General features: G+C 41.9%; 10 protein-coding genes. 2 read left to right on the top strand and 8 right to left on the bottom strand.

The annotated features are described in order from the left end of the window. Positions 1–52: 52 nt before the first annotated feature. Positions 53–1,414 (bottom strand): MATE family efflux transporter, encoded by a 1,362-nt coding sequence (locus tag JW794_01810; protein MBN2016862.1) that lies wholly within the window; start codon positions 1,412–1,414, stop codon positions 53–55. Positions 1,415–1,528: 114 nt separating this feature from the next. Here JW794_01810 and JW794_01805 point away from each other — a divergent pair, with 114 nt between their 5' ends. Further along, positions 1,529–2,005: a PaaI family thioesterase gene (locus JW794_01805; protein MBN2016861.1), complete on the top strand. Its 477-nt coding sequence runs from the start codon at positions 1,529–1,531 to the stop codon at positions 2,003–2,005. Here JW794_01805 and amrB read toward each other — a convergent pair. The 6 genes from amrB to JW794_01775 all read right to left on the bottom strand — a co-directional run bounded on the left by amrB (position 2,002) and on the right by JW794_01775 (position 10,625). Further along, positions 2,002–3,495 (bottom strand): AmmeMemoRadiSam system protein B, encoded by a 1,494-nt coding sequence (gene amrB / locus JW794_01800; GenBank protein ID MBN2016860.1) that lies wholly within the window; start codon positions 3,493–3,495, stop codon positions 2,002–2,004. The genes JW794_01805 and amrB overlap by 4 nt on opposite strands. Before the next feature lie 164 nt (positions 3,496–3,659). Further along, positions 3,660–5,600 carry a pyruvate carboxylase subunit B gene (locus JW794_01795; GenBank protein ID MBN2016859.1) on the bottom strand — a complete coding sequence of 647 codons (1,941 nt, stop codon included), beginning with the start codon at positions 5,598–5,600 and terminating at the stop codon, positions 3,660–3,662. 50 nt (positions 5,601–5,650) lie between these two features. Further along, positions 5,651–5,869 carry a four helix bundle protein gene (locus JW794_01790; protein MBN2016858.1) on the bottom strand — a complete coding sequence of 73 codons (219 nt, stop codon included), beginning with the start codon at positions 5,867–5,869 and terminating at the stop codon, positions 5,651–5,653. A gap of 87 nt (positions 5,870–5,956) precedes the next feature. Further along, a complete protein-coding gene (locus JW794_01785; protein ID MBN2016857.1) occupies positions 5,957–6,142 on the bottom strand; it encodes a hypothetical protein in 186 nt (61 codons plus the stop codon). Between the two features lie 20 nt (positions 6,143–6,162). Beyond that, complete coding sequence (locus JW794_01780; protein MBN2016856.1) at positions 6,163–7,719, bottom strand: methylmalonyl-CoA carboxyltransferase; 1,557 nt, start codon at positions 7,717–7,719, stop codon at positions 6,163–6,165. 131 nt (positions 7,720–7,850) lie between these two features. Continuing rightward, positions 7,851–10,625, bottom strand: coding sequence for a cation-transporting P-type ATPase (locus JW794_01775; GenBank protein MBN2016855.1), 2,775 nt, complete (start codon positions 10,623–10,625; stop codon positions 7,851–7,853). A 186-nt stretch (positions 10,626–10,811) separates the two neighbouring features. On the opposite strand from JW794_01775, the gene JW794_01770 reads away from it, so the two are divergent. Beyond that, the gene (locus JW794_01770) at positions 10,812–11,687 is read left to right on the top strand and encodes a hypothetical protein (protein ID MBN2016854.1); all 876 of its coding nucleotides are present in this window, start codon (positions 10,812–10,814) and stop codon (positions 11,685–11,687) included. A 664-nt stretch (positions 11,688–12,351) separates the two neighbouring features. On the opposite strand, the gene JW794_01765 is transcribed toward JW794_01770, so the two are convergent. Beyond that, on the bottom strand, positions 12,352–13,596 hold the full coding sequence (locus JW794_01765; GenBank protein ID MBN2016853.1) for a T9SS type A sorting domain-containing protein: 1,245 nt from the start codon (positions 13,594–13,596) through the stop codon (positions 12,352–12,354). Between the last annotated feature and the right edge of the window lie 179 nt (positions 13,597–13,775).

Here is a 13,775-nt window from a genome sequence, read left to right as displayed (position 1 = left end):
CAACCTTTTAAAAAAATATAAAATAGTACTTTTTATGTTGGAATTAATCCGATTACTTATCAGTCATTAACTCCTTTTCTGCTTTTCTAATATGATCAACCGCAATAAAATGAGAGATAATTCCTGCAACACAATAAGAAACAGCAATGCCGATGAATGCTCCCTGAATGTTCATGATGAGTGAACCAACATAAGCAAGGGGAATATAAAGCACAAACATCTGTATGGTAACAAGCCCGGCAGCATGAAAGGGTTTTTGCAGAACATTAAGAGATACATTGGAAAGCAGAAGAACTCCCTGTAAGCCGTAACCAAGGGGAACGATCGAGAGATATTTCACGATCGTTTCAATGATCATTGGATCTTTGTTGAATATTCCTGCGATTGGTCTGGCAAATACAAAAAGTATGATAAAAGAACCAAATCCCCAGATGAGAGAAAATATCTCAGCCAGTCGAAGTCCCCTTTTTACACGATTAAACAAACGGGCGCCAAGATTCTGTCCGATAAAAGGTCCGAATACAGAAGAGAGAGCTCGTATAACTGCGAGTGCAAAGAATTCAATCCTCGATGCCACACCAAATCCTGCTACAGCTTTGGATCCGTATGAAGATATGATACGGGTCATTACACCAACAGAAAGAGGGAGGATCATACGGGCACCGGCTATAGGTATACCAATATAGAGAACTGATTTCCAAGATGCCAAGATTTCTTTAACGGATACTTTTTCAAAGGTTACCATTCGATCCCGGCGAACCAGAACCCATGTGGCAGCTACCGAAGCGCTGAAACGAGCGATTACAGTTGAGATTGCTGCACCACGGATTCCTAACTTAGGAAAGGGTCCTAAGCCAAAAATCAGCATCGGGTCCATGATAAAGTTCATGATCACTGCCACAACCATGATCGCACTGGGTGTTTTCGTGTCGCCAGTTGCTCTGATCGCATTATTGCCAACCATCGGGATCAGCACGAAGAACATACCGTAATACCAAATCCCCATGTATTGTTTGATATAGGGGAGTGTCTGCGCAGTGGCACCCAGAAGCCGGAAAAGCGGACCGATGGTCGAAAGACCGATACTGACAAAAATAAAAACGAGTACAACTGCAAGCAAAAGACTGTCTGTGGTAATCCTACGCACCTTATACGTATCTCCTTCACCAATGGCTCGTGAAATGATAGCTGATGCACCCATACCAATACCAAGGGCTATGCTGTTTACTATTAGTACTACGGGAAATGTAAAACTCAGCGCTGCGAGCTGTGTTGCACCCAATCTGCCAACAAAAAAGGTGTCAACCAGATTAAATGCAACCATACCGAGCATGCCGATTATCATAGGAGCTGTGAGTTTGATCAGCAGCTTACCAATTGGACCGTCAATGAGTTTTGCTTTCGTGTTCTTCATCAAATTCAACTTTCCACAGAGAGTGAAATGTGCTGATATTTTTCGTCAAGGTAATGAGAAAAACTTGAAAAGAATTTCATCGTAAAAATTTCTTATGCAAAGAAAGCAGGTATTATGCGAGAAATTTTAAATCCTTATAAAAAATATGATGGTTATAACTGTTTTGGATGTGCTCCCAATAATGAGTGCGGACTACAGTTGACTTTTTTTGAAGACGAGGATGAAATTGTTTCCTTCTGGGAACCAAAGGATTTTTTTCAGGGTTATTTAGATGTGCTCCATGGTGGCATCCAATCAGCCCTCATCGATGAGATCGGAAGCTGGGTGGTTTTGATCAAGGGAAGAACAGCCGGTGTTACATCAAAACTTGAAGTTAAGTACAAAAAAGCAGCATATGTGAATAGAGGAACCATCACCCTTCGTGCGAAAATGCATCAAATAAGAAGGAATCTCTATACAGTTTATGTCCGGTTACTCGATGCTGATGATACCCTTTGCGCAGAAGGATACGTAACCTATTTCACGTTCTCAAAGAAGCGAGCATCGAAGGATTTCTATTTTCCTGAATATGAAGAATTTTTCAAAGATTAATCTAACTCTTCTTCGCTGAACTTCTCTACCTGATAAATGTAAATTTCTGTACTCGGATCTTTGTATGCATCTCGGGGCAGACCGGCTTTATGAGCGCACAGATTTTCAAGGAATGTCACTCTGTCCCAACCGGTTTCAGTGGCAACCTGGGGCAGGAAAACACCGCTTTGCCATCCTTTTCTGATCCAAACCCCATCGATACCCATGCGTATCTGCTTCCAGTCCGTTATCTTTTCCATAGGTGACAGCACTGAAATTTCTATGGTAATATTTTGAAGTTCTTTTTCTTTTACTTTCGTAAAGCGAGGATCTTCGACAGCAGCAGAAACAGCCATTTTTGAAACAGCTTGATAAAGCGGCATCTGCGCATCCATGTGCCCGATGCAACCACGCAGGTCTCCAAATTCATTCAATGTGACAAATACTGCCCGATCTTCGGTCAATTTTGAATTATCTGGTTTTTCTGGCTGCATACGTTTCCCATTTTTAAGATAATATACAATGCTTTTTCGCGCAAGATCGAGGAGATATTTTTTTTCTTCAGTCGTATACACGTCACCTTCTTCTTCAGTTATTTTGTTCTGAATACCAGTCTCCGGTTCAGGAAAAATGATCGAGGAATATCCAACGATATGTCCCGAGTACTGATCACCAGTAATGTCAGCTGAGTTCTGGTAAGCGAGCATGATCGGTTTGTCAGCACCGAAGTATTTCATAACTTTCATAAATGGATAGATCGAGTGGAATCCGCAGATCTCACATTTTCCCCGAGCAACTTCTTTTTTCAGTTCTTCTTCATCCATGCTCAGGATCACATCGATCGTGTGACGATCCATATCTACAGTTTGCTTGTAAGGATGGAAATGTGCCATATCCGAACTTGCAACCAGCGCGATCTTCTTGTCGGAATATTCAATAATTGAAATGAGCGCATGTGCAAGATTATTGAGGAGCGAATAATCATTTGTCGCTGTCATAATAGGAACGATCTCAGCGTTTGGGAGCTGGTATTGTACAAAGGGAAGTTGTGTTTCGAAGCTGTTCTCGCCATCAGTAAAGACCTGCGGTATATATTCGAAATCAGTATGCGATGCAAGAATTTTTTGAGCGATCTCTTTATCTACTTTTGATGAACCGAGCGGTGATTTTACGTTATCTCCGCTGTATATACTGATCTTTCCTGCATTGTATCGATGGCTTGTTGCAATAATGATTACCGTATCGAAATTTCCATTTTTCAGGAGTGTGTATCCATACGCAGCGATCGGACCGGAATAAACAAGCCCGGCATGAGGTGATATGATTCCAAAAGGGATAATATTCTTGTTCTTACCCAACTCAACATTATCAAAGAACTTTGTAAGCATACTTTCTAGTTCTTTTTTTGAACCAGGATACCATGTGCCTGCAAGAGATGGTTCAAGCGTTTCAGCCCAGAGGTTTGTCGAAAAAAGCATAAGACATAAAAAAATTCCAATTTTTTCTAACATATAAACCGCCTTTGTATTCTCTTTCTATGTACACTAAAAAAATATGCAAGGAAAAAATGAAATCGTTCTGAATTTTTTAAGAAATTAGAGACTGAAATACCTAGTTTGGATAGATCATGATTTATAGTGAAATCTATGTAATAAATTAAGAAGTGTGTTCTTGATTATTTTTTCTTATTACTTTTTTCAATATAACAAAGAATTTCGCCCTTTTTCACGGATTCACCGGCTTTGAACCTGATCTCTTTGACAATACCGTCACAGGGAGCTGCAAGGTTGTTGAACATCTTCATTGCTTCGAGTACAACAACTGTCTCACCAGCTTTAACGACATCGCCAACTTTTTTCCTGTATTCGAATATCATGCTTGGAATCGGTGCGCGGAGTAAGCCGGATTCATCAACATGAAGAGGCTTTTTCTCGTTTCTTGGTTTTGGTTTTGGGGCTGGAGTGCTTGTTCTAACCTGAGGAGCTCTTGGATCTGCTACTTCAACGTTGAAATATTCCCCATCAACATACACGTCAAAGGAACGCAGATTTGCGGGTTTTTCTTTTTCGGTTTTATGTACCACTTCACCGGAAAGGGCTTTTTGAATGATCTCATTCTCTTTTTCAATGTCTTCGAGAGTCTTCGGTTTTACATTGTCAGGAACTTCTTCAAGTCCATATTTCCAGCGGAGGAAGCGTTTTCCTGTGACAGGATAGATCGCACAGAGGATTTCGTCATCGATGTCTTTCGCAAGCCATTTCACATCTTCTTTTACTTTTGGCAGTTCCGGCTCGAGTAAATCACCGGGACGTGTTGTAATCGGCTTTTTGCCACGGGGATATTTCTTGAGAGCTTTCTTCTGAACTTTTTTATCAATTGGAAGAGGAGTTTGTCCATACAGACCAAAGCAGAGGTCTTTGACCTGTTCAGTGATACGAGAGAATTTACCTTCTCGTTTGTCAAAAAGCACATTATTAACCGTTTGAATACCGATGATCTGGCTAGTTGGTGTCACAAGCGGAACCTGACCAAGTTTTTTTCTTACTTTTGGCAGCGCTTCAAACACATCCTCGAGTCTGTCCAGCGCATCCATTTCGCGGAGCTGGTTTACAAGGTTAGACAGCATACCGCCTGGGGTCTGATGTAAGATCACATTGATATCGATGATCGCATTTTTGGTATTGTCGAGTAGATGCTTGTATTTGGGAATATGTTTCTCCATCTCCCTGTCGATTTCGACCAGTTTATTGATGTCAAAACCGGTATCACGATTCGTTCCCCAGAGAGAGACAACCAGCGGTTCGATGGCAGGGTGTGAAGTTCTGTATGCATAGGGAGCCATGCATGTGTCGATGATATCAACCCCAGCTTCGATAGCTTTGAATAGTGAGAGGTCTCCCATACCAGAGGTGAAATGTGTGTGAAGATGGATAGGAATGTTCGTCTGTTTCTTCAATGCTTTTACAAGATTATATGCATCATATGGAGAAATAAGACCAGCCATATCTTTGATGCAGATCGTGTCTGCTCCAAATTCTTCAAGCTGACGGGCTTTTTCTGTATAATATTGGAGATTATATGTCTCTCCGCCAAGACGCGGTTCGGTCAGTGTGTAACAAATTGAACCCTCAAAATGCCGGTTGTTCCTTTTGATGACCCTGACTGCTGTTTCAAAGTTTCTGAAATCGTTCAGTGCATCGAAAACACGGAAAATATCGATCCCATTATCACATGCGCGCTGTACGAATGCTTCGACCACATCATCGGCATAGTTTCTATATCCAACGAGGTTTTGCCCCCGAAGAAGCATGGAGAAAGGAGTTTTCCTAATATATTTTTTCAGCGTCCTGATCCGTTCCCATGGATCTTCATTCAGGAATCTGTGCATGGTATCAAAGGTTGCTCCACCCCACACTTCCATGGAATAGAATCCAACCTCATCCATCATCTCTGCAACAGGGAGCATGTCTTCGGTCCTGCCGCGAGTTGCAAAAAGACTCTGGTGTCCGTCTCGAAAACTCAGATCCTGCACTTTAACCGGATTAGCAGCTTTGGAACGCTTTGCTGAATAATCCATCTTCGTCACTTCAAGTATGCCGTGTTTATCAAAGTCCATAGTATCTCCGTTATAAATAAAAGCGCAGAAGCGTTGAAGCGAAAATACGTTTATGCGCTATATCGTCTTAAGATTAAATTATTATTCTTTAAAAATTTGATGAAATTCAATAAGGAGCGATGAAGTTTTTCAACATCTTCAAACACCGAAGCTTCTTGCGTCTGAGATCTCAAACAAAATTGTTCAGATGTAGGGAATTGAGAAGTAACTTCATATATCTTTATAAGGAGTTCAATTCCTAACTTCCAAGCTTCAAGATCCTTATGCATCAGACATCCTTGAGCAATAGCTCAATTTACTCTTGAAGTTATTGTATCTTCTCTTTGCCGCTTTCACGCTTTTGCACATACGCACTGCTACCTTTTCACATTTCTACTTTGAAAACTTCTCCGCTGAACGTGCATCTGATTCTGCATGATCGTTTTTCTCCCGATGAGAGACCACGAACTTTTTTTAGTGACGACGGAGCTGCTCTCTTCTTCTTGTTTAAGAAATTGCAGGACACCAGCTATTGCAGCACGGAGCTTTTTTGATTTATCCACAGTTAGTTTCTTCAGGGAAGTTATAAAGGAATGTTGCCGTGTTTTCTGGGAGGAACGTTTTCCCGTTTTGTATGAAGGACTTCCAGGGCATCGATAAGGCGTGCGCGTGTTTCACTTGGTTGAATGACTGCATCGATATAGCCATGTTCTGCTGCTTTATATGGGTTATTGAAAAGTGTTTCGTATTCTTCAATTTTTTCCTGTTGGGTTTTTTCAGGATTTTTAGATTCCTTGATCTCTTTTTTGTAGCTGCCAACAATATTTACTGCTCCCGGTGCACCCATCACTGCTATCTCTGCTGTCGGCCATGCAAACAGACCATCCACACCAAGATGCTGGGAACTCATGGCAATGTACCCGCCGCCATAACTTTTACGCGTTGTAACAGTGAATTTGGGTACAGTTGCTTCGCAGTAACTCCATAAGATCTTTGCGCCATGACGGATGATGCCGCCCCATTCCTGGTCACTGCCGGGCAGATAACCTGGCACATCAACGAAGGTGATAAGCGGGATATTAAATGCATCGCAGAATCTAATAAACCGAGCGATCTTGTCTGAAGCATTGATATCTAGACATCCTGCAAGAACAAGCGGTTGATTTGCAATGATACCGACTGTCCTGTTGTTTAAGCGTCCAAATCCAATAACAGCATTTTCTGCATAATGTTCATGAATTTCAACAAATTCTCCGTGATCAACAATCGCATGGATGACATCTTTCATATCATAACTTGCCTTGGGATTATCAGGAATAATGGTATCAAGTTCAGGGCACATACGCTTGGGATCATCACCCATGAGAACGGATGGTGGATCTTCAAGATTATTATTCGGAATGTAGCTTAAGAGAATTTTCACCTGCTCAATTGCATCTTCATCACTTTCACAGGCAAAATGAGCATTGCCGCTCTTGGTTGAATTTGCAACAGCACCACCGAGGTCTTCGAAGTTTGTATCTTCTCCTGTTACCGATTTAATGACGCTCGGTCCGGTGATGAACATATAACTGCTGCCCTTGACCATGAATACAAAGTCTGTCATTGCGGGAGAATACACCGAGCCGCCTGCCGTTGGTCCCATGATTAAAGAAATCTGGGGGATAACACCTGATGCGCGTGAATTTCTAAAGAAGATATCTCCGTAACCTCGCAGGGAATCGATGCCTTCTTCCACTCGAGCACCACCTGAATCACTGATCCCGATGACCGGCACACCTGCTTTCATAGCGAGGTCCATGATTTTCACGATCTTATGGGCGTGCATCTCTCCTAATGAACCTCCACGACACGTGAAGTCCTGCGAATAGGCAAATACCGGGCGTCCATGAACGAGCCCATGACCCGTTATAACACCGTCTGCTGGAATATCTGTATCGAGCATATTAAAATTGGTGCATCGGTGTTTTACCATCATATCGATCTCACGGAATGTGCCTTCATCGAAGAGCAGGTTGATACGCTCACGGGCAGTCAACTTGTTTTTTTTATGTTGCGTTTCAATTCTTTCAGTTCCACCCATCTCTTTTATCTTAGCTTCTTTCAACTTTAATTCATCTATTTTTTCAGATACTTTCATGTCATCCTCAATACTTGAGATTAATTTTCTATGATAGAATGAGGAGAAAAAATTATAGGTCTATAAAATGTAAAGGTTTTCAAAAATTTAATTCTTCAATTGCTCAAAACAAAATCATTACATGATACCCATCACATAGCATCCGAAGATTGAACTTTTTTCAATTTCATCCTTTTAATAATCTTGATCATCTCATGCGTAAAGAGAAAGATCGCTGAAGTACAAAGGATCGTTAACCAGTCTCCAGTACTAAGAGGTGCGAAGGAGAGAAAGGAATTAAATCCCGGGGTGTAGATCGCAACAAGGCAAATACATATTGAAAAACCGATTGAAAAGAGCATTTTCTTATTGTTGAAGAAATTTTTCGAGAAGACTGATGTTAGATCGTAGCGCCGCGAAAGGATATTAATAAACTGAGTAAAAGCGATGGTCGTGTAGCAGACTGTAGTTGCTCTGGCATACAGAACATGATCGGTTGTCAGCTCCATGCCCATCCTCTTTATGAACAAGCCGAAATTTCCGAACGCAAGCAAGCCCATCAAAACACCCAGGAATATTATCTCAGTTGCTGTTCGCTTGTTGATGATATGCTCAGTTCTGCTTCGGGGCGGGGATGTCATTAGTTCTTTTGAACCCGGATCAAAGGTGAGTGCGGTAAGCGGGAGAATTTCAGCAAATAGATCGATTGCAAGGATCTGGATGGCAAGAATTGGTATAGGCCATTTAAAAAGCGAAACTCCAAGAAGTCCAAGAAGCACGACTGCAAGTTCAGCTCCGTTACTCGTAAGTGAAGCCAGCACGGTTTTTCTGAGGTTATTATAGATCGTTCGACCTTCTCTAATAGCTTTTACCAACGTGGGGAAGCTATCATCAAGCAAGATAAGCCCAGCCGCTTGTTTAGAAACATCTGTACCCATCTGACCCATTGCCACACCGATGTTCGCACTTTTGAGCGCAGGAGCATCATTGACCCCATCACCTGTAACAGCAACGATCTTGTGCTGTTTCTTGAGCAGTTTGACGATCCTCAGTTTATCCTCGGGAGAAACACGACTAAAGATGAGAGAATCATTATTATTCATGATTTGATCCAGCTCTTCATCGGAAAGTTCTATGAATTCCTGACCTGTGATAACCGGTACATCATCACCCGAATCAGAAAGATTGATCTCTTTACCGATAGCTTGAGCAGTGATGGCATGATCTCCGGTCATGATGAATGTGCTGATGTGTGCCAGATGCGCACTGTCGATTGCTTCTTTCACACCCTCTTTCGGTGGATCGCTCATGGCGATCAGTCCTAGAAATACTACATCCTTCTCAACATCTTCAAGAACATAATCCTTCAAATTATCATCGAGCTTCCTGAAAGCAATCGCGATAACCCGCATCGCCTCTCTGGAGTACTCTTCATTAACTGCTTTGATCTTTTGCTTGTCTTCATCGGTGATTGTAACTGCCTTACCGTTTCGCCAGATATGCTTGCTTACTGCAAGGATGCTGTCTGTGGCACCTTTCATCTGGAGGAACTGCTCATCGTCGAATTTCCGTATTGAACTCATGCGTTTCCGAATAGAATCAAAACTAAACTCATGTAACTCAGGATTTTCCTCATCTTCGGTTGGTGAATGTGTTCCCAGTTTGGTTGAAAGCGTTACCAGTGCAGCTTCTGTCGGATCACCAACAGGATACCAGTTATGATGATTTTCATCAGGGGGATGTATGTCTGCATTAGATGCCATTGTAGCAGCGTCCAGCATGATCTCAAGCTCATCGATCTCTTTAGGGCTCAGCTCTTTGCCATCTTTTTCCAGTATTTTTCCTTCAGGCTTATAGCCGAGTCCGGTAATCGTGTAATAACGATCTGAAAACCACAGCTCCTTAACGGTCATTTCATTCTTGGTCAAGGTGCCTGTTTTGTCTGTGCTGATTACATTGGTCGAACCAAGAGTCTCAACCGAAGAGAGTTTTTTAACGACTGCGTTTTCCTTTGCCAGCCTGTGTACGCCCTGGGTAAGAGCAACGGTGATCTGCATTGGCAATGCCTGCGGAACCACAGCCACGGCTATACCAAGAGCATAAATGAAGGCATAATTGATCCCAAGTCCTTGAATAGCGCTTCCGGCAAAGAGAAAGGCTGCGATGATAACTGCAAAGATCGTTAAACGACGGGCAACAACCTGCAGCTCTTTTTGTAAAGGTGATGACGATTTTTGTTCTTCCTGCGTAAGAGCAGCGATCCTTCCCATCTCTGTGTCCATGCCTGTTGCAACAACAATACCCCGGGCATTGCCGGACACGACGGTGGTTCCCAGATAGACCATATTATCCCGATCCGCAAGCTGGCACGTTTGAGCAATCGTATTACTCTGTTTCTCCTGGGGCATGGATTCGCCGGTCAAAGATACATCATTTGTGCGTAAGTTGAAAGACTCGATAACTCGAATATCTGCAGGGACTTTATCACCTTCATCGAGACTGACGATATCACCCGGAACGAGATTTGACTGATGTATTTCAGAGATCTTGCCATCGCGAATTACTTTGGAAGGAGACTGAACCATTTTTTTCAATGATTCCATTATCTTCTCTGCTTTGTACTCCTGTAAAAATCCGATCACTGCATTTATGACAACAATGACAAGCATGATGATACCATCGCGGTAGCTGTTGATGACAAAAGACAAACCGGCAGCAACCAGCAGAACGATCATAAAGACATCTTTGAATTGTGCGAGGAACTTGATGATCGGGGAGATCTTTTTGCCGGTTTTCAGCTCATTGGAACCATATTCAGATAATCGGGATTGTGCTTCAGACGAGGATAGTCCCTTATCTGATGTTTTCAGTATCCTAAAAATATCTTCTGCTGATTTCTGGTACCAGTTCTTATCTTTCAACTGCATTCTCCAATGATTTGAAAGCGATATTTAAGAAATCTAATTTTTGGTCAACCTTTTGGATTAAAACCTTTATAAGGTTATCACGATTTTATCCTTATTTGATTCAGAAATTAATTCAAAACACTTTTCTTGACATGATCTGCATACTATATTCACTCAAAATCAGCATAAAATATAAGGGAGATATCCATGAAAGAACAGCCTAAATTATTACCCTGTATTACCATTATTCTCTTAATTATCGTGTTAGGCGGATGTGCTGCAAGAGTAATGATGATTCCACCTCCTGCTCAGCCACCGGTCCTTAAATATGTCATGCCTGAAGGAAAGGTATTCAATTACAAAATGTCGACCGGTTTTCTCCAGACAATGAGCGTGAAGGGAATTCCGATCAAGACAACCGTTCTGAATGATTTCCAGTTATCTATTACCCAGCTTGCTTACGCTGAAAAAGCATACCAGCTTCAGATTCGTATTAATGATGGTTCCATGAAGATCACTGCACCGGGCACCAATCTTACTCCCAATTTGAATAATCTTGTTGGTAAAAGTTTCGAGATGACCATCACCGAACAGGGCAAAGAGATCGGCATTATGGGTGCCGATGACCTGACCTATTCGTTCGGGGATTCTGAAAAGCGATCTCTCGCTAATGAATTCAAAAATTTCTTCCCTAATTTGCCCGACTATCCTCTTGATGTTGGAACCGAATGGACTGATGTTGATACCATCGATATCAGCGAAGGCGGAACGAGTACCTTCTTGATCATATCAAGTGCAAATACTCTTACAGGATATGAACTTGTTAACAACCACGAATGTGCAAAGATCGAGGTTGATTACGCGAGTAGCATTACAAGCTCAGGGGTACAACAGGGAGCTGTATTTGATACAGCAATCCAGATGACAGGAAAAGAAACTATGTATTTCGATTATAAACAGGGGGTTCTTGTAAAGATGGTTTCTTCTGGAAGTGGTGATGGTGTGGCGAATGTTAAAGGAGAAAAAGCTATGAGTCTTCCCATGAGCCAGACCGTTACTATTGATGTTGAGTTGATGGAATAAACGGTTCTTTCGTTTACATATTTCTGAAGGCGATAGTGACGATTATCGCCTTCTTTTATTCCCTTACCTTCAAAAGGAAAAGGTTATGGTGAGGTCAGAATTAATGGTCAATTTGTGAATTGACCACCTGAATAATCCTTTTGGTGCTATAGTCATACATACAAAGGAAATATATGTTCATTTTCTCCTTGATGAGAAAACGAACCAAAAGAATCACCCGCTGATCAAGAAAAGCCTAAAATTTCTTTCATTCAGCTAAAAGAAAACAACTCGCACCAACGATTAATCGGGAGTACTCAAACAGTTTTCTTTCTGAACGTAGCATGCAAGAAATTTCTTAACACCTTTTCTTAATAGACGGGAAGTTAAATGCACAAATCGAAAGATGAATTGCCGCGACTTTCAAGTAGTGGATAGGGAAAGAACAAAATTAATTGGGACTTCAGTCCGAGAATTTATACTTCTTGGGTTAAAACCCTGATTTGTTTTTTCTCATTTACCCCCTAGCCGAAGCACGGGGCTATTCATGTTATATATTTTTAGAATGCGATAATGCGCAATGTCAACTTCTTTATTCTCTCTCCGACAAAAGGAGAGAGTTAGGGTGAGGTTCAAAAAAAGCCCGAACATTTCTGCTCGGGCTTAACAATAAATACGAGTTTGATTATCTCAACAGAAGCAGTTTATTCGAAACAACCTGATCACCGATATCGATCTTATACAAATAGATCCCATTTGGAACCAACGAACCATCAAAACCGGTTCCGTTCCACTCAACCGAAAGCTGATTTCCCGAAATCGGAAGTTCGTTCACCAGCTGACCTTTTGTATTGTAAATATGAACAGTCTTTCCGGCAGCCTGCATATTCGAAAACGAAATGGTCGTTGAACCCTTCATCGGATTGGGGAAGTTCTTTATCTGCGTCTTCTCCTGCGGATCATCCACACCAGCTCCGCCACCATCAGCAAAGTAGATAAATCGTCCGTTAACATCAGTTATTTTGGTGGATACAAGCTGGTTCGACCTGTTGATCTCATACACGCCTGAGCCATTGGTAACTAGTATATTCCCATTACTAAGCTCATACACACCGCGCAATCCGGTCACAACATCGTAATAACCTACATACACGCCTCCGTCGGTATATTCATAACAGCCGCTCGGATTGCTGAATCCTGCCACAAGTAAATTACCGGAAGCTGCCTCTGCTATTTGCTCAGGAAAGTGCATCGATGAAACAAGATCATCGATATATGTACCTGAAGCATTATACCGGTGCAGCGCATTACTTGAACTGGCAGAAACAAGGTAATCGTCTTTATGAGGTCGATACAAAACACAGAACGGACTGTCAAGCCCGCCGGATCCATTGGCTATGAAATTGCCAAGGTAATTACCATTCTCATCGAATTCAGCTACACAATCGATATTCGCAGAACTACCTGCATTACAAACGAGTATGTTGCCGTCAGCTTTTACGCCCCAGCCGCGCACATTATCCAGAATGGCAGTATTCGGACCCCCTGCAGGTGCAAACCAACCTAAAAAGTTACCATTCAAGTCATATTCTATCAATCCGTCTTTTATCTGGTCAGAGACCAGAATGCTGTGTCCGTCCGGATGCAGAGCTGCTGCAATGGGAGTAGAGAGATTTGTCGGATCTGAAGGGATAAAATCCGCATCATAAAGATTGCCTGTATCAGGATAAAAAGCCATGACCCGGTCAGAACCCGAATCCGGAATGAGTAAAAGACCGCCTGCAGGAATATCCCGCGTAGTGCGGACTTCCGAAGATGCGGTTTGAGAGCTTGTGTCTATTCCCATTTGTTCATTAAATTCCGCTGAAATATCTGCAAAGACAAACGCCGTGAAAGATACCATGAGTAAAAGCACTAAAATTTTTTTCATTAAGTTCTCCTTTAAAAAATGTTTCATTAAACGTAATAATAAGAAAACATACCTGTAAATCTTCTGCCTATCAAAGAAAGTAACATGACATTATAAAAAACGTTCCATGTGCAGCTTTAATGATATCAATCCGCCCAGTTCCAGCAAGAAATGATATTATACCGGATAGGTTTGAATGG

The sequence above is a fragment of the Candidatus Cloacimonadota bacterium genome (assembly GCA_016932035.1).
In the GTDB taxonomy this organism is placed as follows: Bacteria; Cloacimonadota; Cloacimonadia; order JGIOTU-2; family JGIOTU-2; genus Celaenobacter.
This window is presented reverse-complemented; position numbering and strand designations above follow the sequence as displayed.

Excerpts from the sequence above, each read along its gene's own strand:
- JW794_01810 (MBN2016862.1), bottom strand. The coding sequence starts at position 1,414 with ATGAAGAACACGAAAGCAAAACTCATTGACGGTCCAATTGGTAAGCTG.
- JW794_01805 (MBN2016861.1), top strand. The coding sequence starts at position 1,529 with ATGCGAGAAATTTTAAATCCTTATAAAAAATATGATGGTTATAACTGT.
- amrB (MBN2016860.1), bottom strand. The coding sequence starts at position 3,495 with ATGTTAGAAAAAATTGGAATTTTTTTATGTCTTATGCTTTTTTCGACA.
- JW794_01795 (MBN2016859.1), bottom strand. The coding sequence starts at position 5,600 with ATGGACTTTGATAAACACGGCATACTTGAAGTGACGAAGATGGATTAT.
- JW794_01790 (MBN2016858.1), bottom strand. The coding sequence starts at position 5,869 with ATGCATAAGGATCTTGAAGCTTGGAAGTTAGGAATTGAACTCCTTATA.
- JW794_01780 (MBN2016856.1), bottom strand. The coding sequence starts at position 7,719 with ATGAAAGTATCTGAAAAAATAGATGAATTAAAGTTGAAAGAAGCTAAG.
- JW794_01775 (MBN2016855.1), bottom strand. The coding sequence starts at position 10,625 with ATGCAGTTGAAAGATAAGAACTGGTACCAGAAATCAGCAGAAGATATT.
- JW794_01770 (MBN2016854.1), top strand. The coding sequence starts at position 10,812 with ATGAAAGAACAGCCTAAATTATTACCCTGTATTACCATTATTCTCTTA.
- JW794_01765 (MBN2016853.1), bottom strand. The coding sequence starts at position 13,596 with ATGAAAAAAATTTTAGTGCTTTTACTCATGGTATCTTTCACGGCGTTT.